Source organism: Mesorhizobium sp. M0590 (assembly GCF_040320905.1).
GTDB lineage: Bacteria > Pseudomonadota > Alphaproteobacteria > Rhizobiales > Rhizobiaceae > Mesorhizobium.
Map to the genome: position 1 here is coordinate 609,152 of NZ_JAMYQN010000001.1, position 26,866 is coordinate 636,017.

28 protein-coding genes are annotated in these 26,866 nt (G+C 63.5%); 12 read left to right on the forward strand and 16 right to left on the reverse strand.

Annotated features, from left to right (window positions below):
* Positions 1-71: 71 nt before the first annotated feature.
* Both NKI52_RS03060 and NKI52_RS03065 read left to right on the forward strand, forming a co-directional pair.
* Positions 72-1,010, forward strand: a complete 939-nt coding sequence (locus NKI52_RS03060) for a tyrosine recombinase XerC (protein WP_352456326.1) — start codon at positions 72-74, stop codon at positions 1,008-1,010.
* Between the two features lie 85 nt (positions 1,011-1,095).
* Positions 1,096-2,163 (forward strand): TraB/GumN family protein, encoded by a 1,068-nt coding sequence (locus NKI52_RS03065; RefSeq protein ID WP_352572226.1) that lies wholly within the window; start codon positions 1,096-1,098, stop codon positions 2,161-2,163.
* An 898-nt stretch (positions 2,164-3,061) separates the two neighbouring features.
* Here NKI52_RS03065 and lpdA read toward each other — a convergent pair.
* From lpdA to mdh, 10 genes are all read right to left on the reverse strand, one after another.
* The gene (lpdA, locus tag NKI52_RS03070; protein WP_352680591.1) at positions 3,062-4,468 is read right to left on the reverse strand and encodes a dihydrolipoyl dehydrogenase; all 1,407 of its coding nucleotides are present in this window, start codon (positions 4,466-4,468) and stop codon (positions 3,062-3,064) included.
* A gap of 18 nt (positions 4,469-4,486) precedes the next feature.
* Entirely contained in the window at positions 4,487-5,242 is a 756-nt protein-coding gene (locus NKI52_RS03075; protein WP_352578102.1) for an SDR family oxidoreductase, read from the reverse strand.
* On the reverse strand, positions 5,239-5,766 hold the full coding sequence (locus NKI52_RS03080) for a hypothetical protein (protein ID WP_352578101.1): 528 nt from the start codon (positions 5,764-5,766) through the stop codon (positions 5,239-5,241). The genes NKI52_RS03075 and NKI52_RS03080 overlap by 4 nt, the downstream gene beginning before the upstream one ends.
* 23 nt (positions 5,767-5,789) lie before the next feature.
* Positions 5,790-7,088 carry a 2-oxoglutarate dehydrogenase complex dihydrolipoyllysine-residue succinyltransferase gene (gene odhB / locus NKI52_RS03085; protein ID WP_352593782.1) on the reverse strand — a complete coding sequence of 433 codons (1,299 nt, stop codon included), beginning with the start codon at positions 7,086-7,088 and terminating at the stop codon, positions 5,790-5,792.
* A 29-nt stretch (positions 7,089-7,117) separates the two neighbouring features.
* On the reverse strand, positions 7,118-10,105 hold the full coding sequence (locus NKI52_RS03090) for a 2-oxoglutarate dehydrogenase E1 component (protein ID WP_352696987.1): 2,988 nt from the start codon (positions 10,103-10,105) through the stop codon (positions 7,118-7,120).
* A gap of 125 nt (positions 10,106-10,230) precedes the next feature.
* A complete protein-coding gene (gene sucD / locus NKI52_RS03095; protein WP_352623528.1) occupies positions 10,231-11,133 on the reverse strand; it encodes a succinate--CoA ligase subunit alpha in 903 nt (300 codons plus the stop codon).
* A 49-nt stretch (positions 11,134-11,182) separates the two neighbouring features.
* Positions 11,183-11,554 carry a cupin domain-containing protein gene (locus NKI52_RS03100; RefSeq protein WP_352623530.1) on the reverse strand — a complete coding sequence of 124 codons (372 nt, stop codon included), beginning with the start codon at positions 11,552-11,554 and terminating at the stop codon, positions 11,183-11,185.
* Positions 11,555-11,586: 32 nt separating this feature from the next.
* Positions 11,587-12,078 (reverse strand): hypothetical protein, encoded by a 492-nt coding sequence (locus NKI52_RS03105; protein ID WP_352570012.1) that lies wholly within the window; start codon positions 12,076-12,078, stop codon positions 11,587-11,589.
* A complete protein-coding gene (sucC, locus tag NKI52_RS03110) occupies positions 12,078-13,274 on the reverse strand; it encodes an ADP-forming succinate--CoA ligase subunit beta (RefSeq protein WP_352570013.1) in 1,197 nt (398 codons plus the stop codon). Before sucC ends, NKI52_RS03105 begins: the two co-directional genes overlap by 1 nt.
* A 41-nt stretch (positions 13,275-13,315) precedes the next feature.
* Positions 13,316-14,284 (reverse strand): malate dehydrogenase, encoded by a 969-nt coding sequence (gene mdh / locus NKI52_RS03115; protein ID WP_023679796.1) that lies wholly within the window; start codon positions 14,282-14,284, stop codon positions 13,316-13,318.
* A 362-nt stretch (positions 14,285-14,646) separates the two neighbouring features.
* Here mdh and NKI52_RS03120 point away from each other — a divergent pair, with 362 nt between their 5' ends.
* The gene (locus NKI52_RS03120) at positions 14,647-14,946 is read left to right on the forward strand and encodes a GNAT family N-acetyltransferase (protein ID WP_352696989.1); all 300 of its coding nucleotides are present in this window, start codon (positions 14,647-14,649) and stop codon (positions 14,944-14,946) included.
* Positions 14,947-14,980: 34 nt separating this feature from the next.
* Here NKI52_RS03120 and zapE read toward each other — a convergent pair whose 3' ends face one another.
* The gene (gene zapE / locus NKI52_RS03125) at positions 14,981-16,183 is read right to left on the reverse strand and encodes a cell division protein ZapE (RefSeq protein WP_352593779.1); all 1,203 of its coding nucleotides are present in this window, start codon (positions 16,181-16,183) and stop codon (positions 14,981-14,983) included.
* Positions 16,184-16,327: 144 nt separating this feature from the next.
* Positions 16,328-16,867, reverse strand: coding sequence for a protease inhibitor Inh/omp19 family protein (locus NKI52_RS03130; RefSeq protein WP_352593778.1), 540 nt, complete (start codon positions 16,865-16,867; stop codon positions 16,328-16,330).
* Positions 16,868-17,170: 303 nt separating this feature from the next.
* Here NKI52_RS03130 and NKI52_RS03135 point away from each other — a divergent pair, with 303 nt between their 5' ends.
* From NKI52_RS03135 to NKI52_RS03170, 8 genes are all read left to right on the forward strand, one after another.
* Positions 17,171-18,181, forward strand: coding sequence for an MBL fold metallo-hydrolase (locus tag NKI52_RS03135; RefSeq protein WP_352593777.1), 1,011 nt, complete (start codon positions 17,171-17,173; stop codon positions 18,179-18,181).
* 70 nt (positions 18,182-18,251) lie between these two features.
* Positions 18,252-18,413, forward strand: coding sequence for a DUF1328 family protein (locus tag NKI52_RS03140; protein WP_031195454.1), 162 nt, complete (start codon positions 18,252-18,254; stop codon positions 18,411-18,413).
* Between the two features lie 74 nt (positions 18,414-18,487).
* The gene (gene dapF, locus NKI52_RS03145) at positions 18,488-19,372 is read left to right on the forward strand and encodes a diaminopimelate epimerase (RefSeq protein WP_352620347.1); all 885 of its coding nucleotides are present in this window, start codon (positions 18,488-18,490) and stop codon (positions 19,370-19,372) included.
* A complete protein-coding gene (gene mtaB / locus NKI52_RS03150) occupies positions 19,372-20,673 on the forward strand; it encodes a tRNA (N(6)-L-threonylcarbamoyladenosine(37)-C(2))-methylthiotransferase MtaB (protein ID WP_352696992.1) in 1,302 nt (433 codons plus the stop codon). The genes dapF and mtaB overlap by 1 nt, the downstream gene beginning before the upstream one ends.
* An 11-nt stretch (positions 20,674-20,684) precedes the next feature.
* Positions 20,685-22,274 carry a signal recognition particle-docking protein FtsY gene (gene ftsY / locus NKI52_RS03155; protein WP_352696994.1) on the forward strand — a complete coding sequence of 530 codons (1,590 nt, stop codon included), beginning with the start codon at positions 20,685-20,687 and terminating at the stop codon, positions 22,272-22,274.
* A gap of 60 nt (positions 22,275-22,334) precedes the next feature.
* The gene (locus NKI52_RS03160; RefSeq protein ID WP_023679806.1) at positions 22,335-23,000 is read left to right on the forward strand and encodes a septation protein A; all 666 of its coding nucleotides are present in this window, start codon (positions 22,335-22,337) and stop codon (positions 22,998-23,000) included.
* Between the two features lie 90 nt (positions 23,001-23,090).
* The gene (locus NKI52_RS03165; RefSeq protein ID WP_352456344.1) at positions 23,091-23,711 is read left to right on the forward strand and encodes a pyridoxamine 5'-phosphate oxidase family protein; all 621 of its coding nucleotides are present in this window, start codon (positions 23,091-23,093) and stop codon (positions 23,709-23,711) included.
* 40 nt (positions 23,712-23,751) lie between these two features.
* Complete coding sequence (locus NKI52_RS03170; protein WP_352697082.1) at positions 23,752-24,285, forward strand: NADPH-dependent FMN reductase; 534 nt, start codon at positions 23,752-23,754, stop codon at positions 24,283-24,285.
* Between the two features lie 106 nt (positions 24,286-24,391).
* On the opposite strand, the gene NKI52_RS03175 is transcribed toward NKI52_RS03170, so the two are convergent.
* Complete coding sequence (locus tag NKI52_RS03175; protein ID WP_352696995.1) at positions 24,392-24,601, reverse strand: tautomerase family protein; 210 nt, start codon at positions 24,599-24,601, stop codon at positions 24,392-24,394.
* Positions 24,602-24,633: 32 nt separating this feature from the next.
* A complete protein-coding gene (locus tag NKI52_RS03180) occupies positions 24,634-25,551 on the reverse strand; it encodes an SMP-30/gluconolactonase/LRE family protein (protein WP_352680602.1) in 918 nt (305 codons plus the stop codon).
* A 264-nt stretch (positions 25,552-25,815) separates the two neighbouring features.
* On the opposite strand from NKI52_RS03180, the gene NKI52_RS03185 reads away from it, so the two are divergent.
* Positions 25,816-25,983, forward strand: a complete 168-nt coding sequence (locus NKI52_RS03185; RefSeq protein ID WP_023679811.1) for a hypothetical protein — start codon at positions 25,816-25,818, stop codon at positions 25,981-25,983.
* A gap of 104 nt (positions 25,984-26,087) precedes the next feature.
* Here NKI52_RS03185 and NKI52_RS03190 read toward each other — a convergent pair whose 3' ends face one another.
* Both NKI52_RS03190 and ccmD read right to left on the reverse strand, forming a co-directional pair.
* The gene (locus tag NKI52_RS03190) at positions 26,088-26,663 is read right to left on the reverse strand and encodes a DsbE family thiol:disulfide interchange protein (RefSeq protein WP_352696997.1); all 576 of its coding nucleotides are present in this window, start codon (positions 26,661-26,663) and stop codon (positions 26,088-26,090) included.
* Positions 26,660-26,827, reverse strand: coding sequence for a heme exporter protein CcmD (gene ccmD / locus NKI52_RS03195; protein ID WP_023679813.1), 168 nt, complete (start codon positions 26,825-26,827; stop codon positions 26,660-26,662). The genes NKI52_RS03190 and ccmD overlap by 4 nt, the downstream gene beginning before the upstream one ends.
* Between the last annotated feature and the right edge of the window lie 39 nt (positions 26,828-26,866).

Consider the following 26,866-nt stretch of genomic DNA (forward strand, 5'->3'; position numbering starts at 1 on the left):
TTTCAATGACGCCGCTCTTCACCGCTTCCTAACCCGCGTGCCGGAAGATGGCGGGGAACTGGAAGAGTGCAATGCAGGAATTCCTCATACCGGCAAAACCCGACCTGCAGGCGGCGCGCGAGGCCTGGCTGAAGATGCTGGCGCGCGAACGCCGGCTATCGCCCGAAACCGTCGAGGCCTATGAGCGCGACACGCGCCAGTTCCTGCATTTCCTGACCGGCCATTGCGGCGGCTCGCCCGGCATTTCCGACATCGCCGATCTGCGCCCCGCCGATCTGCGCGGCTTTCTCGCTGCCCGCCGTGCCGAGGGCGCCGGCGCCCGCACGCTCGGGCGCGGGCTGGCCGGCATCCGCTCGCTGCTGCGTTTCCTGGAACGGCGCGGCCTCGCCAATGCGGCAGGTGCGACAGCCTTGCGCGCGCCGCGGCAGCCGAAATCGCTGCCCAAGCCGCTGACCGCAAGCGATGCAAAACACGTCGTCTCGGTGGAAGGCCAACTGGCGGAGGAGCCGTGGATTGCCGCGCGCAACGCCGCCGTGCTGACCCTGCTCTATGGGTCCGGCTTGCGGATCTCCGAGGCGCTCGGCCTGTCGGGCGCCGATCTTTCCTCACCTGGTGATACCGTGCTGCGCGTCACCGGCAAGGGTGGCAAGACCCGGCTGGTGCCGGTGCTGCCGGTGGCACTGCGGGCGATTGCCGAATACCGCCGCTTGTGTCCCTGGCATCTCGATCCCAAGGGCCTGCTGTTTCGCGGTGCCCGCGGCGGCCCGCTCAACCCGGCAATCGTCCAGCGCGACATGGCCAAGCTGCGCTCGGCGCTCAACCTGCCCGACACGGCGACGCCGCATGCGCTGCGCCATTCCTTCGCCACGCATCTGCTAGGGCGCGGCGGCGACCTGCGCACCATCCAGGAGTTGCTCGGCCACGCCAGCCTGTCGACAACCCAGATATACACCGGCGTCGACACCGCCAGGCTGCTCGAGATTTACGAAGCAGCTCATCCTCGTGCGTGATCGATGCATGTGTCGGTGGCCATCTCGCAACAATTTTGATGCGCCGGTTAACCGTTTTGCCGCTTTTTGCGCCTAGAAGCGCAGCATGAAACGCCTCATCGCCATCGCCGACCGCGCGACCCATATGTCGCTGAAGCTGCTCGTCGCGCTCAACGCCCTGTTTTTCCTCTCTTTCCTCATCGTCGCGCTGCTCGCCGCGGGCAAGGCACGCGCCGAGACTTCGGCCTGCGGCGGTAGCGATATGCTGAGCGCGCTGCAAAAGGACGACCCGGCTGCCTACCGCAAGATCGAGGCAGACGCGGCAGCGACGCCGAACGGCAAGGGCCTGCTGTGGAAGCTCGAAAAATCGGGCGAAAAACCGTCCTTCCTGTTCGGCACCATGCACGTTACCGACCCGCGCGTCACCACGCTGCCACCCGCCGCGCAGAAGGCATTCGATGCGGCTGGCACCGTCATCATCGAGACCACCGAAGTGCTCGACAAGCAGAAGATGATGGCAGCACTGCTGAAAGAGCCGGATCTGATGATGTTCACCGACAAGACGACGCTTTCGTCGCTGCTGTCGCCGGAGGATGCGGCGGTGGTCAACAAGGCGCTCGATGCGCGTGGCATCCCGCCAGCGACCGTCGCCAAGATGAAACCCTGGTTGCTGTCGGCGATGGTGGCGCTACCTGTATGCGAAGTCGCCCGCCAGGCTGGCGGTGCGCCGGTGCTCGACGTCAAGCTTGCCAAGGACGCCGAGGCTTCGGGCAAATCGGTCGAGGGGCTGGAGACAATCGCCGACCAGCTGCGCGCCATGGCTTCGCTGCCGATCGCCTTTCACCTGAAGGGGCTGGTCGATACGCTGAAGCTTGGCGACAAGGTGAACGACGTCAACGAAACCATGATCGTGCTTTACCGGCGTGGCGACACTGGCATGTATGTACCGCTGTTTCGGGCCGTCATCCCCGAACAGGTCGACGACCAATCGGGTTACGCCGAATTCGAGCAGACCATGATCACCAGCCGCAACAAGGTGATGGTCGATCGTGCAGCGCCGATCCTCGCCCACGGCAATGTCTTCATGGCGGTCGGCGCCATGCACCTTCCCGGAGCGCAAGGCTTGGTCGAGGGTTTCCGCAAGATCGGCTATACGGTGACCGCCGTCAACTGAACGACACGGCGGAGTTGCACACCGAATCATTGCCGAGGCGGGACCAGCCCTTACTCGTGGCGCGACGGCGGACCAGCCGCGCTTCGTGCCAAGAAACTGAAAAAGGTTCGGTTTGGCTCGATCGAAACCCATTTTGCGGTGGAAATGCATGCCTGCAAGCGATTCCGGATCAGAATTGCCCTGTTTTCGGCGTTTTCAACGCCTAATGTGAAACCGATTCAACGATTGTACGTTGATGGCTATTACTTGATGTTTTTCATCCACGGAGGACACTTTTATGGCGAACACACCCAATCCGAACGACCCATTCACCTCACCGGGTACCGCACGGCCACGCGGCGGCGGCAGCGGCTGGCTGATTGCACTGGTCGTCGTTATCCTGGCAATTGTCGCCTATTATGTTTTTGGAAGACGTAGCGAGGCACCTGCGCCTGCCGAACCGCCCGCAGCCAGCACACCGGCTCCGGCCCCAGCACCTGCCGAGCCGATGAAGCCAGCCGAACCGGCTCCTGCGCCAGCTCCGGCGACACCCGCTCCGGCTCCGGCTCCGGCAGAACCTGCACCCGCTCCGGCCCCTGCGCCAGCCCCGGCTCCGGCTCCCGCTCCCGCACCAGCACCGGCCCCGGCTCAGTGATCAGACTGCTGATTTAATATATGAACGGCCCGCTGAAAGGCGGGCCGTTTTGTTTTTGGGAGCAGCCGTCGATGGCTTCGTCATCCCGGGGCGGAGCGGTTACCAGCCGATGCGAAGAGGCACTCGATTCTGGTTCGCCGGAACACTGCCCCTAGATAACGGCATGGATGTCTCCGCGACGTCGCTTCGCTCGTGCTCCGCCCTGGGATGGCGAAGCGCAGATGTTTCAGCCAATCTCTAAGGTTTGCGATTCACCGCGTTTGCTCAGATATGGATGGGCTTGAAGAACGTCGCCAATGCCGCCTCCTTTACCGCCTCCGACATTGTCGGATGGGCGTGACAGGTGCGGGCTAGGTCTTCCGACGAGCCGCCGAACTCCATCAGCACGGCCGCCTCGTGGATCATCTCGCCGGCGCCGAAGCCGACGATGTGGACGCCGAGCACACGGTCGCTGGCCTTGTCGGCCAGGATTTTCACAAAGCCGTCGGTGTGCAGCATGGCGCGCGCGCGGCCATTGGCGCTGAACGGGAATTTTCCGGCCTTGTAGTCGATGCCGGCCTTCTTCAATTCTTCTTCGGTCTTGCCGACCGAGGCGATTTCCGGCGTGGTGTAGACGACGCTCGGAATCACGTCATAGTTCACATGACCGGCCTGGCCGGCGATGGTTTCGGCCACCGCCACGCCCTCGTCTTCGGCCTTGTGGGCAAGCATCGGCCCGGCGATGACATCGCCGATGGCATAGATGCCGGGCACGTTGGTCCTGAGATGACCGTCGGTCTTGACCCGGCCGCGCTCATCGACGTCGACGCCGGCATCCTTCAGCCCGAGAGCGTCCGAATAGGCCCGTCGTCCCGTCGAAATCAGCACCGCGTCCGCCTCGATCGTCTCGGCCGCACCGCCTTTGACCGGTTCGAAGGTGACCGTCGCCCCCTTCTTGGCCTTGGCGACGCCGGTCACCTTGGCGCCCAGCCTGAACTCAAAGCCCTGCTTCGACAGCAGGCGCTGGAATTGCTTGGCGACCTCGCCGTCCATGCCGCCCAGGATGGTGTCGAGGAACTCGACAACGGTGACCTTGGCGCCGAGCCGCGCCCATACCGAGCCGAGCTCCAGACCGATGACACCGCCGCCGACCACCACCAGATGGCCCGGCACTTTGTCCAGCGACAGCGCGCCGGTCGACGAGATGATCACCTTCTCGTCGAAATCGACCTTGACGCCGGGAATGCCGGCGACGTCGGAGCCGGTGGCGATGACGATGTTCTTGGTCTCGATCTCCTCGACCTTGCCGTCATCGGAGGTCGCCGACACCTTGCCGGCCGCAACCACCTTGCCGGTGCCACGAAAACTGTCGATCTTGTTCTTCTTGAACAGGAAGGCGACGCCATTGACGTTGGCCGTCACCGTCGCATCCTTGTGTGCCATCATCTTCCCAAGATTGAGCTTGGGCGCGCCGATCTCGACGCCGAGCGCCTCGAAGGAATGGCCGGCCTCGGCAAACATCTCGGACGCATGCAGCAGCGCCTTTGACGGGATGCAGCCGATGTTGAGGCAGGTACCGCCGAAGGTCGGGTTCTTTTCGACTACCGCCGTCTTCAGACCGAGCTGCGCCGCCTTGATGGCGCAGACGTAGCCGCCTGGTCCCGATCCGATGATAACGACGTCATAGGCCATGATACTGTCCCTTTTGCTTTAGCGGCCGCCGCCGATTTCCAGATTGGCGCCTGTTGTGTAGGACGCCTCGTCCGACAGCAGCCAGAGAATTGCGGCTGCGACTTCCTCGACGGTGCCGACGCGCTGCATGGGCACCACCTTGCGCATTCTCTCGGCGCGATCCGGCTGCCCGCCGGAGGCATGAATTTCGGTGTCGATGATGCCCGGGCTGACCGCGTTGACACGAATGCCTTCGCCGGCCACTTCGCGGGCAAGCCCGATGGTGAAGGAATCGACCGCGCCCTTGGAGGCGGCGTAGTCGACATATTGACCCGGCCCGCCAAGCCTTGCCGCGATCGAAGAAACATTGACGATGGCGCCGCCCTTGCCGCCATGCCTGGTCGACATCCGCTTCACCGCCTCGCGGGCGCAAAGCATCGGCGCGATCACATTGATGCGCATCATGCGCTCCAGCCTTGCAGCGCTAAGCTCGTCGACGCGCGCGCTCTGGTCGACCACGCCGGCATTGTTGACGAGCGCGTCCAGCCGACCGAAACGGCCATCGACAGCCTCGAACATGGCCAATACGTCCGTCTCGCTGCCGACATCGGCCTTGACTGTGAAGGCTTCTCCGCCAGCAGCCTCGATGTCGGCGACCACCGTTTCGGCGGCTTTTGCATTCGACGCGTAATTGACCGCAATGCGATAGCCGGCCCTGGCGGCAAGCCTGCATGTAGCGGCGCCAATGCCGCGGCTGCCGCCGGTCACCAGCAGGATCTTTCCGCTCGCGCTCATTCCTGACATCCCTTCAGGCCAAAGACGTCCCAGGGCACCTGGGAAAAGCCGTTGGCGCCATAGGCCGCCGACATCTGCAGCGACGCTCCCAGATCAGGCAGGATCAGCTTCTTCGGCGCATCCTTTCCTTCGCCCGGCAGCAACGCGATATTGCCCTGGTCGTCGGCAGTGTAGATGACGCCCTCCCACACAGTGCAGGCGGCGAGCTCGTCGCCGGTGACGTCGCCGGCCGGGCATTTGTACATCAGCGAGCCATGCGGCCGCGCCGCGCCCTCCGTCCACATGACGATGCCGTCGAGCACGACGCCGTTGTCGAGCACCATCTTGAAGCTGTTGGTGACGGCAGCCGACTCCATGGTCGGCCTGAAATCGATCTCGGCGGCGTTTTCAGGATCGCCATAGACGGCGAGCTCGAGCGGGCAGGCGGCGAGGGCCGCGGAGACCGTCTGCACGCCGAGTGCGCAGATTGTGACAAACAAACCGGACCGGAAACGAGACGAACTCATCCGGCGGCGCAGATCCATGCTCCGGCTCACGTCGGCCGCCCCTAGAGGTCGAGCACTAGCCGTTCCGGATCCTCGAGGCTTTCCTTGACCCGCACCAGAAACGTCACCGCTTCCTTGCCGTCGACGATGCGGTGGTCGTAGGACAGCGCCAGATACATCATCGGCCGGATGACGATCTGGCCGCCGACCACCACCGGCCGCTCCTGGATCTTGTGCATACCCAGAATGCCGGACTGCGGCGCATTGAGGATCGGCGTCGACATCAGCGACCCGTAAACGCCACCGTTGGAAATCGTAAACGTGCCGCCTTGCATATCCGCAACCGACAGCTTGCCGTCGCGCGCCGCAAGCCCCAGCCTGCCGATGTCCTTCTCGATTTCGGCGATCGACATCTGGTCGGCATTGCGCACAACCGGCACGACAAGGCCTTTCTCTGTACCGACGGCAACGCCGATATGAGCGTAGTTCTTGAAGATGATATCGGTGCCGTCGATCTCGGCATTGACCGACGGGATCTCCTTCAGCGCATGGGTGACCGCCTTGGTGAAGAAGCCCATGAAGCCGAGCTTCACGCCGTGCTTCTTCTCGAACACGTCCTTGTATTTGCTCCTCAGCGCCATCACCGCGCTCATGTCGACCTCGTTGAAGGTGGTCAGCATGGCGGCGGTCGATTGCGCTTCCTTGAGGCGGCGCGCGATGGTCTGGCGCAGCTTGGTCATGCGCACGCGCTCCTCGCGCGACGCATCGTCGGCCGGGGACGGCGCGCGCGCGGCAACGGGTGCCGGTACAGGCGCTGCCTTCGGCATTTCGGCCGGCTGCGACGGCGCGCCCCTGGCGATAAGGTCGAGCACGTCGCCTTTCAGCACCTGGCCGCGCTTGCCCGAGCCCGACACCTGGTCGACTGCGAGATTGTGCTCGGCCAGCAGCTTTGCCGCCGACGGCGCCGGCGGCATGGTGCGCGTCTCGATCGCGCCGGCGTCGCCGGCGATCTTGGCCGTCTCGGCAGCGGCCTGCCTGACGCTCGAGGCCGCAGTCGGAGCCGAGGCCTGCGACACCGCCTCCTGCTTCGTTGCCGGAGCGGCGGCATTGGCTGCCGCGCCGGCGCCTGCCGAAATCGTGCCGAGCAGTGCGCCGACGCCGACCGTCTCGCCTTCCTTGACGGCGATCTCGGCGAGCGTGCCCGCGGCGGCGGCCGGCACTTCCACCGTCACCTTGTCGGTTTCGAGCTCGACCAGCGGCTCATCGGCGGCGATCGCGTCGCCGACCTTCTTGAACCATTTGCCGATGGTCGCCTCGGTGACGGATTCACCAAGTGTCGGGACGCGGATTTCGGTTGCCATTGTGCCTGTCCGTTTCTTTCGGTTCTGTTCTATTCACCAAGCGCGTCGTCGAGCAAGGCGGCAAGCTGGGCGAGATGCTTCGACATCAATCCGGTCGCCGGCGAGGCGGCCGCCGGCCGGCCGGTATAGCGCACCCGCTGATGCTTGGCGTCGATATGCGCCAGCACCCATTCGAGATACGGATCGATGAACGACCAGGCGCCCATGTTCTTGGGCTCCTCCTGGCACCACACCATCTCGGCATTGCGGAAGCGCGACAGTTCGGTGATCAGCGCCTTGGCCGGGAACGGATAGAGCTGCTCGACGCGCAGCAAATAGATGTCGTTGATGCCGCGCTTCTCGCGCTCCTCGTAGAGGTCGTAATAGACCTTGCCCGAACAGAGCACGACACGGCGGATCTTCGAATCCTTGGTGAGCTTGATGGCCTGGCCCGACAGCAGCTGGGCATCGTCCCACAGCAGCCGGTGAAAGGCGCTTTCGCCCGACATCTCCGGCAGCGTCGATACCGCCCGCTTATGGCGCAGCAGCGACTTCGGCGTCATCAGGATCAGCGGCTTGCGGAAGTCCCGCTTCAACTGCCGGCGCAGTATGTGGAAATAGTTGGCTGGCGTCGTGACGTTGGCGACCTGCATATTGTCTTCGGCGCAAAGCTGAAGGAAGCGCTCGAGCCGGGCCGACGAATGCTCCGGCCCCTGGCCTTCATAGCCGTGCGGCAGCAGGCAGACGAGGCCCGACATTCTGAGCCATTTGCGCTCGCCCGACGAGATGAACTGGTCGAAGACCACCTGGGCGCCGTTGGCGAAGTCGCCGAACTGCGCTTCCCACAGCGTCAGCGCCTTCGGCTCGGCCAGCGAGTAGCCATATTCGAAGCCGAGCACGGCCTCTTCCGACAGCATCGAGTTGATGACCTCGAAGCCGGCCTGCGCCGCCGACAGATTGTTAAGCGGTATGTAGCGTGTCTCGTCGCGCTGGTCGTAGAGCACGGAATGGCGTTGCGAGAACGTGCCGCGCTCCGAATCCTGGCCGGACAGCCGGATCGGATTGCCGTCGAGCAGGATGGCGCCGAAGGCCAGCGCCTCGGCCGTAGACCAGTCGATGCCTTCGCCCGACTCGATCGCCTGGCGGCGGTTGTCGAGGAAGCGGATGATCGTCCTGTGCGCCTCGAAATCCTTCGGCACCTCGGTTAGCTTCTTGCCGATCTCCTTCAGCGTCTTGACCGGCACCGCGGTCTTGCCGCGCCGCTGTTCGTCCTGGTTGTCGGCCGAGCGCAGGCCGGACCAGGCGCCGTCCAGCCAATCCGCCTTGTTCGGCTTGTAGTGCTGGCCGACCTCGAATTCCTGCTCGAGATGCGCCCGCCAATCGGCCTTCACCTTTTCGAGCTCGGCCTGGGTGATGTGGCCTTCCGCGATCAGCCGGTCGGCATAGATCTGCATGGTCGTCTTCTGGTTGCGGATCTTGCGATACATGATCGGCTGGGTGAAGGCCGGCTCGTCGCCCTCATTATGGCCGAAGCGGCGATAGCAGAACATGTCCACCACCACCGGCTTGTGGAACTTCATGCGGAATTCGATCGCCACCTTGGTGGCATGGACCACCGCTTCCGGATCGTCGCCGTTGACGTGGAAGATCGGCGCCTCGATCATCTTGGCCACATCCGACGGATAAGGCGACGAGCGCGAGAAGCGCGGGTTGGTGGTGAAGCCGATCTGGTTGTTGATGATGAAATGCAGCGTGCCGGCGACGCGGTGGCCGCGCAGGCCCGACAGGCCGAGGATTTCGGCAATCACGCCCTGGCCGGCAAAAGCGGCGTCGCCATGCAACAGCAGCGGCAGCACCTTGGCGCGCTCTTCCAGCGGCACGATCTCCTCGCGGCTGCGGCCGAACAGATAATCCTGCTTGGCGCGCGCCTTGCCCATCACCACCGGGTCGACGATTTCCAGATGCGACGGGTTGGCGGTCAGCGACAGATGCACCTTGTTGCCGTCGAACTCGCGGTCCGACGAGGCGCCGAGATGGTACTTCACGTCGCCCGAGCCCTCGACCTCGTCGGGCGCGGCGGAGCCGCCCTTGAACTCATGGAAAATGGCGCGGTGCGGCTTGGCCATCACCTGCGACAGCACGTTCAGCCGGCCGCGATGCGCCATGCCGAGCACGATCTCCTTCATGCCGAGCTGGCCGCCTCGCTTGATGATCTGCTCCAGCGCAGGGATCAGCGACTCGCCGCCATCAAGGCCGAAGCGCTTGGTGCCCTTGTACTTGACGTCGATGAATTGCTCGAAGCCTTCCGCCTCGACCAGCTTCTGCAGGATCGCCTTCTTGCCGGCGGCGGTGAAGGAGATCTCCTTGTCGGTGCCCTCGATGCGCGCCTGGATCCAGGCCTTCTCCTCGGGATCGGAAATATGCATGAATTCGACGCCGAGCGTCGAGCAATAGGTCCGGGTCAGGATGTCGAGCATCTGCCGGATGGTGCCGAATTCCAGCCCGAGCACATTGTCGAGGAAGATCGGCCGGTCGTAGTCGGCTTCGGTGAAGCCGTAATTCTCCGGCGACAGCTCGTTGTAATCCTCGAGCGGCTTGGCAATGCCCAGCGGATCGAGATTGGCGTGCAGGTGGCCGCGCATGCGGAAGGCGCGGATCATCATGATGGCGCGGACGGAATCGCGCGTCGCCTGATGCACGTCGGCGTCGGAAAGCGCTGCGCCGTTGCCGACCGCCCTGTCCTTGACCTTCTTTTCGATGTGCTTTTCGACCAGGCCCCAATTGCCGTCTAGCGCCGAGACCAGCTCGCCATTGGCCTGCATCGGCCAGGAGGGCTTGGCCCAAGAGGCGCCCTTGGCGTTCCTGCGCACGTCGCCGGCGTCATCCTTCAGCGCCGCGAAGAAGTCCTGCCATTCGGGATCGACCGACGCGGGATCGTCCTCATAGGCGGCATAGAGCGCGTCGATATAATCGGCATTGCCGCCATAGAGGAAAGAGGTAAGCGAAAACTGGTCGTTGGTTTGATCTTGTCGTGCCATTTTGCCTAGCGGAGCGCCTGCCCCGTCTCCTGTTTTGGAGGGGAGTAGGGCAATAGGGCAGTACGGGAGTAGGGCAATGCCCTCATCTTGTCCCTACTGCCCTACTCCCCTACTCCCTTACTCCCCTAACCCTTTATCGCCTCGACCAGCGTCGTGCCGAGCCGGGCCGGCGACGGCGAAACCTTGATGCCGGCCGATTCCATCGCCGCGATCTTGTCTTCCGCGCCGCCCTTGCCGCCGGAGATCACCGCGCCCGCATGGCCCATGGTGCGGCCCGCCGGTGCGGTGCGCCCGGCGATGAAGCCGGCCATCGGCTTGCGGCGGCCGCGCTTTGCCTCGTCCTTGAGGAACTGCGCGGCGTCTTCCTCGGCCGAGCCGCCGATCTCGCCGATCATGATGATCGACTTGGTCTCGTCGTCGGCGAGGAACATCTCCAGCACGTCGATGAACTCGGTGCCTTTGACCGGATCGCCGCCGATGCCGACGGCGGTGGTCTGGCCGAGGCCGACATTGGTGGTCTGGAACACCGCCTCATAGGTAAGCGTTCCCGAGCGGGAAACAACGCCGACCGAGCCCTTGCGGAAGATGTTGCCGGGCATGATGCCGATCTTGCATTCGTCGGGGGTCAGCACGCCGGGGCAGTTCGGCCCGATCAGCCGCGACGTCGAACGGTCGAGCCTCGCCTTGACCTTGATCATGTCCATCACCGGTATGCCCTCGGTGATGCAGACGATCAGCGGGATCTCGGCCTCGATCGCTTCCAGGATCGCTTCGGCAGCACCCGCCGGCGGCACGTAGACGACCGAAGCGTTGGCGCCGGTCCTGGCCTTGCCTTCGGCTACGGTGGCGAAGATCGGCAGCGCCTCGCCCTTGGCGCCGGTCCAGGTTTCGCCGCCCTTCTTGGGGTGGATGCCGCCGACCATTTTCGTGCCGTGATAGGCCAGCGCCTGTTCAGTGTGGAACGTGCCGGTCTTGCCGGTCAGGCCCTGCACCAGCACCTTGGTGTTCTTATCGACGAGAATGGACATGGTGGTCCTTTTCAAAAACCGTTGATCGGGGAAGGCCGCGCGCTCATGGTCACAACCGCTTCAGCTCGGCGACGGTAAGGTTGCTTTTGGCATTGCCGGTGTTGAGCGTCGTTGCCGGCTCGAACATCAGCACCACCGGCTCCTCGCTTAGCGAGCGCGGCCGGTGCTCGACGGCGCGCGGCACGACAATGAACTCGCCGCTGGAAAGCTCCACCGTGCCGTCGCGGAAATCGATGGCGATGCGCCCGCGCAGCACCAGGAACGCCTCGTCCTCATTGTCATGCGCGTGCCAGTCGAAGACGTCGCCGAACTTGGCGATCTTGACCTGGCTGTCGTTCACGTCGCCGGCGATATGCGGATCGAAGACCTTCTTGATCTTCTGATCCGCCGCCTCGACGAGGTTTATCTTGTGCGGAGGCATCGCCTATCGACCTTGACCCTGAAGTTCTGTTTTCAAGCTGGGCATTTTTGGTTTCCGTGAACGACAGCACCGATCCATCGGCCCCCGGCGCGCCGGATCGTCACGATCTGCACCGATAAATTGCCGCCAGACGTTCTCAATTCACCAAGGGACTTGGGGTCATCATCGGCTTGGAAACTGCTGCCATATTTGGTCAGAAGCCTTTTCAGGATCATGTTGGCGGCCAGCTTCGGATCGTTGGTGCCGAAGGAGACCAGGCAGTCGCAGCGACCACTCGAACTCTTGATTGAGGCAACGATTTCCGTAGCCTTGTAGACTTGCAGCCCGTCGGATCCGGCCTTGAACCCGCTTTGCCGGGCAACCGCGTTGAACCGGCCGAAGCTGGGCGCCGTTGCCGGACATAAGTTCATGAAGAGACTGACCCTCTTGCCGATCCAGGCGGGCGACTTCGAACTATCCGCGGCCGCAGCAGCGCTGGCCCAAAGGGCCATGCCGGTCAGCGCTAGGGCCAGCATCCGCTGCATCAGACGCCCTTCACCGCCGCGACGATCTTCTTGGCTGCATCGTCGAGATCGTCTGCCGACACCACGTTCAGCCCGCTGTCGTTGATGATCTTCTTGCCGAGCTCGGCATTGGTGCCTTCCAGCCGCACCACTAGCGGCACTTGCAGGCCGACCTCCTTGACCGCGGCGATCACGCCCTCGGCGATGATGTCGCATTTCATGATGCCGCCGAAGATGTTGATCAGAATGCCTTTGACCGCCGGATCCTTGGTGATGATCTTGAACGCCGCCGTCACCTTTTCTTTCGACGCGCCGCCGCCGACATCGAGGAAGTTGGCCGGCTCGGCGCCGTAAAGCTTGATGATGTCCATCGTTGCCATGGCAAGGCCGGCGCCGTTGACCATGCAGCCGATATTGCCGTCGAGCGCGACATAGGCGAGGTCGTATTTCGACGCCTCGATCTCCTTCTCGTCCTCTTCGGTGGTGTCGCGCAATTCGAGCACGTCGGGGTGGCGAAACAGCGCATTGTTGTCGAACGACACTTTGGCGTCGAGAACGCGCAGCCGGCCGCTCCTCATGACGATCAGCGGGTTGACCTCGAGCAGGCTCATGTCCTTCTCGACAAAGGCCTTGTAGAGGATGGGGAACAGCGTGGCGCCATCCTTGGCGGCGTCGCCGTCGAGCTTCAGCGCCGCGTTGAGCTTCTTCACGTCGTCGGCCGTCACGCCCTTTTCCGGGTCGATGGCTACGGTGATGATCTTTTCCGGCGTGTCGTGGGCGACCGCCTCGATGTCCATGCCGCCCTCGGTCGAGACGACGAAGGCGACGCGCCCGACCGAGCGGTCGACCAGGATCGACAGATAGAGCTCGCGCTCGATGTCGGCGCCGTCCTCGATATAGAGCCGGTTGACCTGCTTGCCGGCCGGGCCGGTCTGCTTGGTGACCAGCGTGTGGCCGAGCATCTCATTGGCATTGGCGACGACCTCGGCCACCGACTTTGCCAGCCTGACACCGCCCTTGGCATCGGCGCCGAGCTCCCTGAATTTGCCCTTGCCGCGGCCGCCGGCATGGATCTGGCTCTTGACCACATAGAGTGGGCCGGGCAGCGCCTTGGCGGCAGCTTCCGCCTCGCTCGCCTTGAACACCGGCACGCCCTCGGCCACGGGTGCGCCAAAGCCTTTCAGCAGCGCCTTGCCCTGATACTCATGGATGTTCATGCGCTATGTCTCCAGCTTGCTTGGCGGGCTTGGTTACCGGCTTACTTGGCCGCGAGATGCGGAGCGATCTTGACGCAGGCGTCGCACAGGCCCTGCACCGCCGCGACCGAATTGTCGAACATCTTCTGCTCGTTCTTCGCGAGCTCGATCTCGATGATCCGCTCGACGCCGCCGGCGCCGATCACCACGGGAACGCCGACATAGGTGTTCTTGACGCCATATTGGCCGGAGAGATAGGCAGCACAGGGCAGCACCCGCTTCTTGTCCTTGAGATAGGCTTCGGCCATGGCAATGGCCGAAGCTGCCGGCGCATAAAAGGCAGAGCCGGTCTTGAGCAGGCCGACGATCTCGGCGCCGCCGTCGCGGGTGCGCTGCACGATCTGGTCGAGCCGCTCCCTCGAGGTCCAGCCCATCTTGATGAGGTCGGGCAGCGGGATGCCGGCAACCGTCGAATAGCGGATCATCGGCACCATGGAATCGCCGTGGCCGCCGAGCACGAAGGCAGTGACGTCCTCGACCGAGACCTTGAATTCCTCGGCCAGGAAATAACGGAAGCGCGAACTGTCGAGCACGCCGGCCATGCCGACGACATGGCTCTTGGGCAGGCCGGAAAACTTCTGCAGCGCCCAGACCATGGCGTCGAGCGGATTGGTGATGCAGATGACGAAGGCTTTCGGCGCGTATTTCTTGAGGCCGGCGCCGACCTGCTCCATCACCTTCAGATTGATGCCTAGAAGATCGTCGCGGCTCATGCCGGGCTTGCGCGGCACGCCGGCGGTGACGATGCAGACATCGGCGCCCTCGATGCCGGCATAGTCGTTGACGCCGGTCAGCCTGGAGTCGAACCCATCGACTGGCGACGACTGCGCGATGTCCAGCCCCTTGCCTTGCGGGATGCCTTCGGCGATATCGAACAGCACGACGTCGCCGAGATCCTTGAGGCCGACCATGTGGGCGAGGGTGCCGCCGATCATGCCCGAGCCGATGAGCGCTATCTTGTTGCGTGCCATGTCAGGATATTTTCCCTTTGACTATGACGGCGCCCAAATCCTTGACGATTTGATGACGGCGTCGGAGGAAGAGGCCGGAATGCTGCGGAACCGCGAAATTCGCCGCACGCAATAGCCCCGGCCGCACAAAAATTCAAACGATTATTTTGGAGTGAGTAATTTCAATCGGTTAGAAACAATGGGAATTACGTAAACGTCAAAATTCTGAAGCCGGCTAGAGGAATTCTACACAATGGCACTGGAAATCAGAAGGCTGTTTCCTGACGATGACGCCCTTGTGATGCGGGTTGCCGATGAAGTCTTCGACGAGCCGGTCAGGCCGGATCGGCTCTCCGCCTTATCTCGCGGAGCCCTGTCATTTCATGGTCGTGGCCCTCGCCGACGGCATCGTCGTTGGCCAATGCGCAGCCGTCATCCACCGCCACCGGGACAAGGTGAGCGAACTCTACATAGACGAGGTCGGCGTGGCGCCGGCCTTTCAACGCCAGGGCATTGCGACGAGGATGCTCGGCGCCATGTTCGCACTCGGTCGCGAGCATGGCTGTGAGGAGGCGTGGGTCGGCACCGAGCCGGACAATGTTGCTGCTCGCGCACTTTACGAGTCGCGAAAAGAGCCGCATGGGCCGGCGGGGGGGTTCGTCATGTATGTTTATCGGTTATAGGCGCCGGCGGCAGCGGCCCCTTCTGTACTATCCCTCACGCCTGAGCCTGCCGTGCCTCGGTCGATGATCCCTGCGCCCTCTGCCTCTCCGCCCAGTCCTCCAGCCAGTCGTGGCTCTGCATCTCGATCAGCCGCGATGCGGTGCGCTCGAACTCGAAGACTTCGTTGCCGCGCTTGGCCGTATAGAGCTGCGCCGGCGGTGCCGCGGCGCTCATCACCAGCCGTACATGATGATCGTAGAGCGTATCGACCAGCAGGATGAAGCGCTTGGCTTCGTTGCGCTTGCCTTCGCCGAGCACCGGCACATGGTCGATGAAGATGGTCGAGAAACGGCTGGCAATGGCAAGATAGTCGCGGGCGCCGAGCGGCCTCTCGCAGAGATCGGCGAAGGAAAAACGCGCCGCCTCGCCGGCAGCACGCGGCACTACGACGTGCCGGCCCTTCACCGTCAGCATCGTCTCGGCCGTCGGCCTGCCATGCGTCATCACCGCCCACGCGTCGTCGAGCGCATGGTCGGCGGCGGCATCGGCCGGGGTGACGTAGACCGGCATGCGGCTGAGCTTGTCGAGGCGGTAATCCTTGTCGGCGTCAAGCGCCAGCACCTGCGCGTGGCGCTCCAGGATAGCGACAAACGGCAAAAACAACTGACGGTTCAGGCCGTCGCGGTAGAGATCCTGCGGCGCGACGTTGGAAGTGGCAACCAGCACCACGCCATTGGCAAACAACGCCGAAAACAACCTTGACAGGATCATCGCATCGGCGATGTCGGTGACGGAGAACTCGTCGAAGCATAGCACCCAGGCTTCCTCGGCCAGCGCGCGCGCCACCGGCGGGATCGGGTCGTCCTCCTTGGCCGTGCCGTTCTTGCGAGCCTGCCGGTGCTTCTGGATGCGGTCCTGCACGTCGGCCATGAAGTCGTTGAAATGCACCCGGCGCTTGCGCCGCACCGGCAGCAGCTCGAAAAACATGTCCATCAGCATGGTCTTGCCGCGGCCGACGCCGCCATGGATATAAAGGCCCTTGACCGCCTCGTGCACCTCGCGCTTGCGGGCGAACAACCACCCCAGCGCGCTTGATTTCTGCGCCAGCCGCTTTGCCGATATCTCTTCGATCAGCCGGTCGAGCGCAGCGGCGATCCGCTCCTGCGCCGGATCGCGCCCGATGGCGCCCGTCTCGACCAGATGGTCATAGCGCTGCTTGACGGTCGCATGGGTCTGGAGGCCGTCACGCAGATGCATTGGTCACGTCGTTCCGGAGCAATTCCAAGAAAAGTGTGTAGCGGTTTTCTGTCCGGAATTGCGTAAAAAACAAAAGAGGCAATTCCAGGAAAAGTGTGTAACGGTTTTCCGTCCGGAATTGCGTAACAATGGGGGGCCGTTCACTTACCTTGTAAGCGAGATCGGCAGGCCGTTGGAAGTCTGGCCGTCGAATTTCTCGCCGCCCGAAGAATAGAGCCGTGCCAGCGTGCCGCCATTCTCGTCAAAGAGCGTCAGCTGTTTGCCGGCGACGTTCCAGGATTTGATGCCATCGAGCGGCGCCGGGCAATGCAGCGGTCCGGCGCGGTAGCCCGAACCGAATTTGGTCTGCGGCGTCGCCACCTGACAGCTCTGGCCGGACACGCTTGCCTTCCACACGCCGGCGACGCTGGACGCGGTAAGGTCGGCCGCACCGGCCGGCGCCGTCCCGTCCGGCGGCAGCGAGGCGACCTGGGTGTTCTGCGGCGCGGTAGGAAATTTCGACGGGTCGGCCGGGCCGGGTGTCGCCGGTGGCGGCAGCTGGTTTGCAGTCACCTTGCCGGCGGGCGCAGCTTCCAGCGGCGCCGGCTGCTGCTCGTCCATTGATGTGAACCGTGAGGTTGAACAGCCGCTCGCAACGAGCGCGGCCAGCGATACGGCCAGCAGGCCGGTTTTCGAAATTTTCATTCTTCAACCTCCGTCGGATCGGGCTGGGGGTGCCGTCCGCGCAATGTCCCCCTCACCAAGATGGCGAAGGTGGCGAAATTTCAACCCGATATGGTTAAAATACGGTTTGCGCCGGTAATGTTGCAAATTTGTCGCAAAATGCACATTGCCTGAATTGCGTTACGCCTTGGCCGTTTGGCCGACACCTCCGGTTGATTCGATACGGCGCGCTGGCGCCAAATCCTTGGCGTTCACCTCAAATGCTTGTGCGGGCCGGCTCCGGCATTATCTCTTGGGATCAGCAAACTGCAGGGAGCCGATTTCTTGGCCGCGAGAAAGAGAGCCGCCAACCGCTATTACAGCGGGCCGCCCAGCGATCATTTCGACGGCACCTTGTTCTTCAATCCCAACGGACGGCCGCCGGGTCGCTTTGCCGATCTGTTGAAATGGCAATTGAGCCGCGAGCGCTCGAAATGGCCGGCGGCGGATCCGAGCCCGTTTCCACCGGCAAGACCGGTCGAGCGCATCGATGGTGCGGCGCTCCGCCTCACCATGGTCGGTCATTCCTCGCTGCTCGTCCAGACAGCCGGCCTGAACATCCTGACCGACCCGGTCTGGTCGCGGCGTGTCTCGCCGCTCTCCTTCGCCGGTCCGAAACGCGTCAATCCGCCGGGCATCGCCTTTTCGCATTTGCCGCCGATCGACCTCGTGCTGGTCAGCCACAACCATTACGACCATCTCGACCTCGCCACGCTGAAGCGCCTGAAGACAAGACACGACCCGCTGCTGCTGACGCCGCTCGGCAACGACACGATCATCGGCGCTGCCGTGCCCCGTATGCGGCTTTCCGCGCATGACTGGGGCGACCGGGTCGATATCGGCGATGGCGTCGCCGTCTATGTCGAGCCGGTGCACCACTGGTCGGCCCGCGGTACTCGCGACCGGCGGATGGCGCTGTGGGCGGGTTTCGTCGTCGAGACACCCGACGCAAAGATCTATTTCGCCGGCGATACCGGCTTCCACGGTGGCATCAATTACCGGCTGATGGCGCAAAAGCACGGCGGGTTCCGCCTCGCCATCCTGCCGATCGGCGCCTACGAGCCGCGCTGGTTCATGGCGCCACATCACCAGGATCCGGAGGAGGCGGTGCAAGGCATGCTTTTGTGCAACGCCGCCTATGCCGCCGGCTGTCACTGGGGCACGTTCCGGCTCACCAACGAGCCGATCGACGAGCCGCCCAGAAAGCTCGGCGAAGCGCTCGATGCTGCCGGCCTGCCGCGGCAACGTTTTCGCGCCTTGCGGCCGGGCGAAGTCTGGGACGTGCCGGCGGTCTAGCGCGGCGGAACCTGAGGCATCACATAGACGTTTGTAGGTGTTCAAACCTGTCGGCTGCGAGGTGTCTCTCATGATCAGGTGGATCATCATTCTTTTGATTATCGCGGCCGCGGCGAGCCTGCTCGGCATGCCGGCACTGGCCGGAGCCGCCGCCACCGGCGCGCGCATCCTCATCGGCATCGTGCTGATCATCTTCCTGCTGATCGTGCTTGGCGTCTTCGCGGTGACTTGAAAATCACGCCGCGCTGGTAATTTCTGCCGCTATCCGCCATATAGGCGCCAAACCGGCAAGAGACCTTTCGATCGATGGCAAGCGCGGCCCCTTTCGCCAAGATGAACGGCATCGGCAACGAAATCATCGTTGCCGATATGCGTGGCCGTGCCGATCGCGTGACGCCTGCGGCAGCCGTCGCGCTTAATGCCGATGCGGCGACCAGGTTCGACCAGATCATGGCGATCCACGACCCCAGGACGCCGGGCACCGCCTTTTTCATCGACATCTTGAATTCCGACGGAACCAGGGCGCAAGCCTGCGGCAACGGCATGCGTTGTGTCGTCCAGGCGCTCGCCGCCGAGACCGGCCAGAAGACATTTGCCTTTGAAACAGTCGCCGGCATCCTCAATGCCGAGGAACATGCCGACGGAATGATCTCGGTCGACATGGGCAGGCCGCGCTTTGGCTGGCAGGACATCCCGCTGGCCGAGGAATTCCGCGACACCCGCATGATCGAGCTGCAGATCGGCCCGATCGATGCCCCGGTGCTGCATTCGCCGTCGGTCGTCTCGATGGGCAATCCGCACGCCATCTTCTGGGTCGACCGCGACGTCTGGTCGTACGAGCTCGAGCGCTTCGGCCCGCTGCTCGAAAACCATCCGATCTTCCCCGAGCGCGCCAACATCACCATCGCGCAGGTGACCTCGCCGGAGACCATGGTCATCCGCACCTGGGAGCGCGGCGCCGGCCTGACCAAGGCCTGCGGCACGGCTGCTTGCGCCGCTGTGGTCGCCGCGTCCCGCACCCGGCGTACCGGCCGCGGCGTCACGCTGATGACGCCCGGCGGCGGCTCGCTGCATGTTTTGTGGCGCGACGACGACCACGTCATCCTGACCGGTGCCGCCGAATGGGAATTTTCCGGCAGCTTCGATCCGTCGACCGGGGCGTGGGCGCGCGACACCGAAAGCGCCGCCTGATGGCTCCTCTTGGCAACAAGGGTATCGAGGTCGTCACCTTCGGCTGCCGGCTGAACACCTATGAATCCGAGGTGATGCGGCGTGAAGCCGAAAGTGCGGGCCTCGGCGGGCTCGAAGGCGGTGCCATCATCTTCAACACCTGCGCCGTCACCGGCGAGGCTGTACGCCAGGCCAAGCAGTCGATCAGAAAAGCCCGCCGTGAGAACCCGGCTGCCCGCATCATCGTTACCGGCTGCGCCGCGCAGACCGGCCCGCAGGATTTCGTCGCCATGGACGAGGTCGATCTCGTCCTCGGCAATGAGGAAAAGCTGAAGGCGCATTCCTATCGCGCGCTGCCGGATTTCGGCGTCAACGACACTGAGAAGGCGCGCGTCAACGATATCTTTTCGGTGCGCGAGACGGCCGCCCACATGGTCGACGCCATCGAGGGCCGGGCGCGCGCTTTTGTCCAGGTGCAGAACGGCTGCGACCACCGCTGCACCTTCTGCATCATTCCCTACGGTCGCGGCAATTCGCGCTCGGTGCCGATGGGCGCCGTGGTCGAGCAGATCAAGCGACTCGTCGGCAATGGTTATGCCGAGATCGTGCTGACCGGTGTCGATATGACCAGTTTTGGCGCCGATCTGCCGGGCGCACCGAAGCTCGGCAAATTGGTCAAAACCATCCTGAAGCAGGTGCCAGACGTGAAACGCCTGCGGCTTTCCTCCATCGACTCGATCGAAGCCGACGACGATCTGCTGGACGCCATCGCCACCGAGCCGAGGCTGATGCCGCATCTGCATCTGTCGCTGCAATCGGGTGACGACATGATCCTGAAGCGGATGAAGCGCCGGCACAGCCGCGACCAGTCGATCCGCTTTTGCGAGGATGTGCGCAAACTGCGCCCCAGCATTGTTTTCGGCGCCGACATCATCGCCGGCTTCCCGACCGAGACGGACGCCATGTTCGAAAACTCGCTGGAGATCGTCGAGGAATGCGGCCTGACGCATCTCCACGTCTTTCCGTTTTCGCCGCGCCAGGGCACGCCCGCCGCGCGCATGCCGCAGCTCCGCCGCGACGTCGTCAAGCAACGCGCGGCACGCCTGCGCGCCGCCGGCGAGGCCGCCTATCGCCGCCATCTTGCCTCGCTCGCTGGAACGCATCAGTCGATCCTGGTCGAGCGTGACGGCCTTGGCCGCACCGAAGGGTTTACGCTGGCCGCGGTCTCTGCCGGCGCTCCGGGCGACATCGTCGAGGCTGATATCGCCGGCCATGACGGTATCCGACTGATCGCCGCGCCGCTTGCCGCCCGCGCCGCCTGAGAGCGCAAGACATGGCTGGGTTTTTCAAGAAGATATTTTCGTTCGGCAAGAAGGAAGTCGTCGAGGAGCGGCCCGACGAGGCCGCGCCGCTGCCGCCGATCAAATGGGACGCGCTGGAGGCGCTGAAGCCGGCCGCCGAGCAAGCCGTTCCGGAGTTTTTGAAACGCGACGAGTCGCGACCCGAAGTCGAAGCCGTACCTCCACCGCCAGTCGAACCAGAGTTGCCTCCGGCACCCCAACCGGCGCCGGAATCGCAGAAGCCTGAGCCGCCGCCGACCATTCCACCCGAGCCGGAAACGCCTGCTGAGGAACCGGAGGAGATCCGGGCCGAGCCGCAGCAGCCAGAAATCGTCCCCTCCCAGCCAGAACCTGCACCCGTCGAAGTGCCGGTAGTGCCCACCGAGGCTCCCTCAGCAGCGCCAGCGCGCGAAGTCCCTCCCGCCGAAATACCGCCCCCGATCCGCCAGCCAGCGCCGGCCGAGACGAAACCGATCTTGACCGAGATCGCGCCCGAACCGGAGGTCGTGCCGGCGCCCCACCCTCCCATCGAGGGGGAGGTAAAGCCCGAGCCAGAAGCCGTTCCGCAACCATCGCCGGAGCCAAAGCCCGCCCCCGGCAAAGTCACCGTAACCAAGAAGGTCGAGCAGAAAGCCGAGCCGCAGAAGGCGCCCGAACCGGCGCCGAGGCGTTCCTGGTTCCAGCGCATGCGAGACGGGCTTGCCCGCTCTTCCAAGGAGTTGTCGGGCAACATCGCCGGCGTCTTCACCAAGCGGAAACTTGACGAGGACACGCTGCAGGACCTGGAGGATGTGCTGATCCGCGCCGATCTCGGCATGGAGACGGCTTTGCGCGTTACCGACGCGCTCTCCGCCAGCCGCTACGGCAAGGACGTCTCCGACACCGAAGTCCGGGCCATCATGGCGGCCGAGGTTGAGAAAGTGCTGACCCACGTCGCCATGCCGTTGGAGCTCGACCTCAGCCACAAGCCGCATGTCATCCTGGTGGTCGGCGTCAACGGCACCGGGAAGACCACGACCATCGGCAAGCTCGCCGCAAAGCTCACCGATGGCGGCCTCTCGGTGATGCTCGCCGCCGGCGACACCTTTCGCGCAGCCGCGATCGAGCAGCTGAAGATCTGGGGCGAGCGTACCAACTCGCCGGTCATTGCCTCGAAGCTCGGCGCCGATGCCGCCGGCCTCGCCTACGATGCATTCGAGCGCGCGAAGGAGGCCGGCTCCGACGTGCTGATCATCGACACCGCCGGGCGGCTGCAGAACAAGACCGAACTAATGGCGGAACTGGAAAAGATCGTCCGGGTGCTGGGCAAGCTCGATCCGGAAGCGCCGCACACCGTGCTGCAGACGGTCGATGCCACCACCGGCCAGAATGCGCTCAACCAGGTCGAGATCTTCTGCAATGTCGCCGGCGTCAACGGCCTGGTGATGACCAAGCTGGACGGCACGGCGCGCGGCGGTATTCTGGTGGCGATCGCGGCAAAGCACAAATTGCCGGTCTATTTCATCGGCGTCGGCGAACAGGTCGACGACCTCGAACCCTTTTCCGCAAGCGAATTCGCCAGGGCGATCGCTGGCGTGGCTTGACGAGCATGATCCCAAAAAGTTGCAGGCTTTTTGGATTGAATCATGCGTAAGAAGGACCCTATGAGCCCACCCATCCTCGAACGCGACCTGTCCGATCCGCGCCGCAAGGCATTGAACCCCGGCCTGAAATTCCTGCTCGAACTCGGGCCTGGCCTGGTGTTCTTTTTCACCACCATCCGCGGCGCGTGGCTTGTCGGGAAGTTTCCGATCCTCGGCCATATCGGCGAGCCTATCCTGATTGCCACAGCGTTCTTTATGGTGGCGACGGCGCTATCGCTCAGCGTTTCGTGGATTTTGACGCGCAGCTGGCCGATCATGCCATTGGTCTCGGCCATCGTGGTGTTTGTGTTTGGCGCGCTGGCGCTGTGGCTGCAGGACAAGACCTTCGCTTTCATGAAGCCGACAATCATCAACAGCCTGTTCGGCATCACGTTGCTTGGCGGGTTGGCGTTTGGCAGATCGCTGTTGGGCTATGTCTTTGATTCCGCCTTCAATCTCGACGCCGAAGGCTGGCGCAAGCTCACTTTCCGATGGGGGCTCTTCTTCCTTTTTCTGGCTGCGCTGAACGAGGTCGTGTGGCGCAACTTTTCTGAGGAAGCCTGGCTTTATTTCAAGGTCTGGGGCACGATTCCCATTACCCTTGTCTTCACGTTAAGCCAAATGCCGTTGATCCTGCGCCATTCGCTCGAGGACAAGACCGGCAAGGAAGAGAAGGCCGGCAAATAGAGCAATTCCAGGAAAGTGTGTAGCGGTTTTCCCGGGAAAAGCGCGTAGCGCTTTCCCTAGGGAATTGCGTCAGAATAAGAGGAGAGGGGCATGGAATTCATCACCACACGCGACGAGTTGAGGACGATCTACAAGACGCCTCGGCCGACTGACGGCTCGATCCGCAAGGAACTGAAGGCATTGGACGGCCACTGCCGTTCCTTCATCGGCAAGAGCCCTTTCGTGCTGATCGGCTCGTCCGACGGCGCCGGCAATGCCGATGTGACGCCCAAGGGCGACAGGCCGGGCTTCGTAACAGTGCTCGACGAGAAGACCATCGCCATCCCCGACCGTCCCGGCAACAACCGGCTCGACACGCTGGAGAACATCCTTCTCAATCCCTCGATCGGGCTGCTCTTCCTCATTCCCGGCATGAACGAAACGCTGCGTGTCAATGGCGATGCCCGCATCACCGTCGATGCGGCATTGCGTGAGCGGCTGGCGGTCGACGGCAAGGCACCGCAAAGCGTCGTCGTGGTGACGGTCAAGGCCGCCTACATGCATTGCGCCAAGGCCTTCATGCGCTCCGAATTGTGGAAGCCGGAGAGCTGGTACGACCGCGCGACGCTGCCGACGCTCGGCCAGATCCTGCGCGACCAGTTGGCGCTCGCCGATTCGGCCGAGGCGACCGACCGCTGGCTGGACGAGGAATACAGGGAGACCATGTGGTAGCGTGATCGGCAACGAATCGCCCAAGCCGGTCTCCATTCCTTTGCTCAACATCCTCGCCATCTCCGGCAGCCTGCGCGCCGCCTCGACCAATTCGGCCCTGCTCGCGGCACTCGCGCAAAACGCGCCGCCGGACTGTCACGTCTCCGTCTACGATGAGCTTGGCCGGCTGCCGATTTTCAACCCCGACGACGAAGGCGAGCGGACGCCGCCGCAAGCAGCAGTGCTGATCGATGCGGTCACCGCCGCAGACGGCGTCATCGTCTCCTGCCCGGAATATGCCCACGGTGTGCCAGGCGGCCTGAAGAACGCGCTTGACTGGCTGGTGTCGCGCGATGCCGCCGTTGGCAAGCCGGCCACGCTGGTCCACGCCTCGCCGCGCTCGCTGTTTGCCCGTGCCGCACTGGTCGAGATCATGCGGACAATGTCTTTTGCGCTCCATGAGGAAGCAGCGCTCGAAATAGCGCTGCTCGGCAAGAAGCTGCTGGAGGTGGAGGATATCTTATCGCAGCCGGAAAACCGGCTGACGATGCGCGATGCCCTATCCGCCTTCGCGGAGTTCATCCGCTCGCGGTGAACGCCGGACCGTGCTTTCGTCATCCCAGGGTCTCCGCGACGGAGCTTCGCTCCTGCTCCGCCCTGGGATGACGACGCTAGGAGCTGCGGCCAATCTGTGCCGGGAACTACCCCTTGCCCCTCCGCGTCTCGACGTCGGTCTCGCCGACGAACCAGTCGCGTGCAGCGACCTCCTCGAAGACTATCCAGACATCATTGTTGGTCAGGCCGGTGGCGCCGGTGATGGCCGCCGTCACCTGGGCGGCGATCGCGGCCTTTTTGCCGGCCGGGTCGTCGGCAATCACCTCCTTGACCAGGCGGATATTCACGAATGGCATGGTTCCCTCCCTTGGATATGCTTGGCGGCCGCTCAGTAGGTTTTGGCGCCGTTGACCATAAGCCGGACCATATAGAGCGATGTGGTGCCGGCGATGTAGAGGCAGTTCAGCTTGTTGCCGCCGAACACGCAATTAGCAACGACTTCCGGTACCTTGACCTTGCCGATCAGCGTCCCGTCCGGATCGTAGCAATGGACCCCGTCGGCGGCACTGGTCCAGATGCGGCCGTCCGCATCCAGCCTGAAACCGTCGAACAGGCCGGCGGTGCAGTCGGCAAAGACCTTTTCGCCTGAGACCGTCTTGCCGCCCTGGTCGACATTGAACACCCGGATGTGCGCCGGGTTTTGGGCACCATGCGTGCGGCCAGTGTCGGCGACATAGAGCTTGCTCTCGTCAACCGAGAAGGCGAGCCCGTTGGGCCTGACCATGTCGGTGATCACCGCCTCGGTCTCGCCGGTGCCGGGATCGACCCGGTAGACATGGCAGGCGCCGATCTCGCTTTCGGCCTTGTCGCCCTCGTAATCGGTATCGATGCCGTAGCTCGGGTCGGTGAACCAGATCGAGCCGTCGGACTTGACCACGGCGTCATTGGGCGAGTTCAGCCGCTTGCCGCGCCATTTGTCGGCGATGGTGACTACCGACCCGTCATGCTCGGTGCGGCTGACGCGGCGGCCGGAATGCTCGCAAGTAACCAGCCGGCCTTGCCGGTCGACCGTGTTGCCGTTGGAATTGCCGGACGGCTGACGGAACCCGCTGACGCTGCCGTCGGTCTCGTCGTAACGCAGCATGCGATTGTTCGGGATGTCGGACCAGACCACATAGCGCCCGGCCGCGAACCAGGCCGGTCCTTCCGCCCATCGGCAGCCGGTAAACAGCCTGTCGACCTGTGCATTGCCGTTGAACAGCCGCGAAAAGCGCGGATCGAGAACTTCGTAGAATTCGCTGGCCATGGTTCCTCCCGGTAGCAGTCGCTTGGCAAGGCGCGATCAAGCCAGCCCACGATCGATATGGCAAGATCGATGATGCGTCAGAAGCATTATGGAAGCGAATGCTGGCCCGGACGGCAGGTCACATCCCGTTAACCGGCTATGCGCCCAGCGCAATGGTGCATTGCAACATCTTATTTTTGCAATGCACCATAACTATGTCATGCTCCGTATCGATCAAGGGAGGAACAACTGGCCGCGAAACGCGGCGCAAAAAGGAAACTCGCTATGATCATCGACAGCCTTATGAGCCGCGCTCGCGCCAGCATCGCCAAGCGCCGGCATTACAACCGCCTCGTCGCCGAAATCGACAGCTTCAGCAGCCGTGACCTCGCCGACATGCGCGCCGACCGCAGCGAAATGCTCTACCAGATCCACAAGCAGATCTACGGCTGAGTCTTCGGTCGACCTATCACGTGGTCGACCTATCACGTTCGTCATCCTTGGGCGTAGCGACGCAAAGCGGAGCAAAGACCCTAGCATGACGAAACGGCGGGCCATCAGCCCGGCATGGCCAGCGCCTTCTCGATTTCGGGTAACAGCAGCGTCCGCGCCGAGTCAGGCGTCAGCGGCCCTACATGCTTATAGGCGATCTTGCCATCCTTGCCGATGACGAAGGTCTCCGGCACGCCGTAGACACCCCAGTCGATCGCCATGCGTCCGGCCTGGTCGACGCCGATCGCCTGGAATGGGTTGCCGAGATCGCCAAGGAACCGACGGGCGTTTTCCGGCTGGTCCTTGTAGTTCAGCGCCGCCATGACGAAGCGTCTGTCCTGCGACAGCGCCAGCAGCACCGGATGCTCTTCGCGGCACGGCGCGCACCAGGACGCGAAGACGTTGACCAGCGTCACCTTGCCGGCGAACTGTTTTGAATCGAGGCCCGGCAAATTGGTGCCTTCGAGCGCCGGCAGGTTGGTCTGCGGCGCCGGCAGGCCGATCAGCGCTGACGGCACTTCCGACACGTCGCGCCCGGACAAAAGCTGCGCCAGGAACAATCCCGCCAGCCCGAGAAAGACCAGCAGCGGCAGCAGCACGATCAGGCGGCGGCGCGCCGGTGTTTGGGCTTCCGTGCTCATGATTTTACTGCCTTATCGGAGCGCCGGCGCACGCCGGATGCCTCCAGCTCGGCAAGCTCTCGCTTGCGGCCGCGCTGGTCGAGCAGAATCCAGCCGATCAGCCCGCCCAGCGCCACGGCCGTGATCGCATAGGCGGCGGTGACATAAAGCGCATGTACGCTCATGCTTTTCGCTCCGCGGCGCTTTCCAACCGGTCCGTCTCA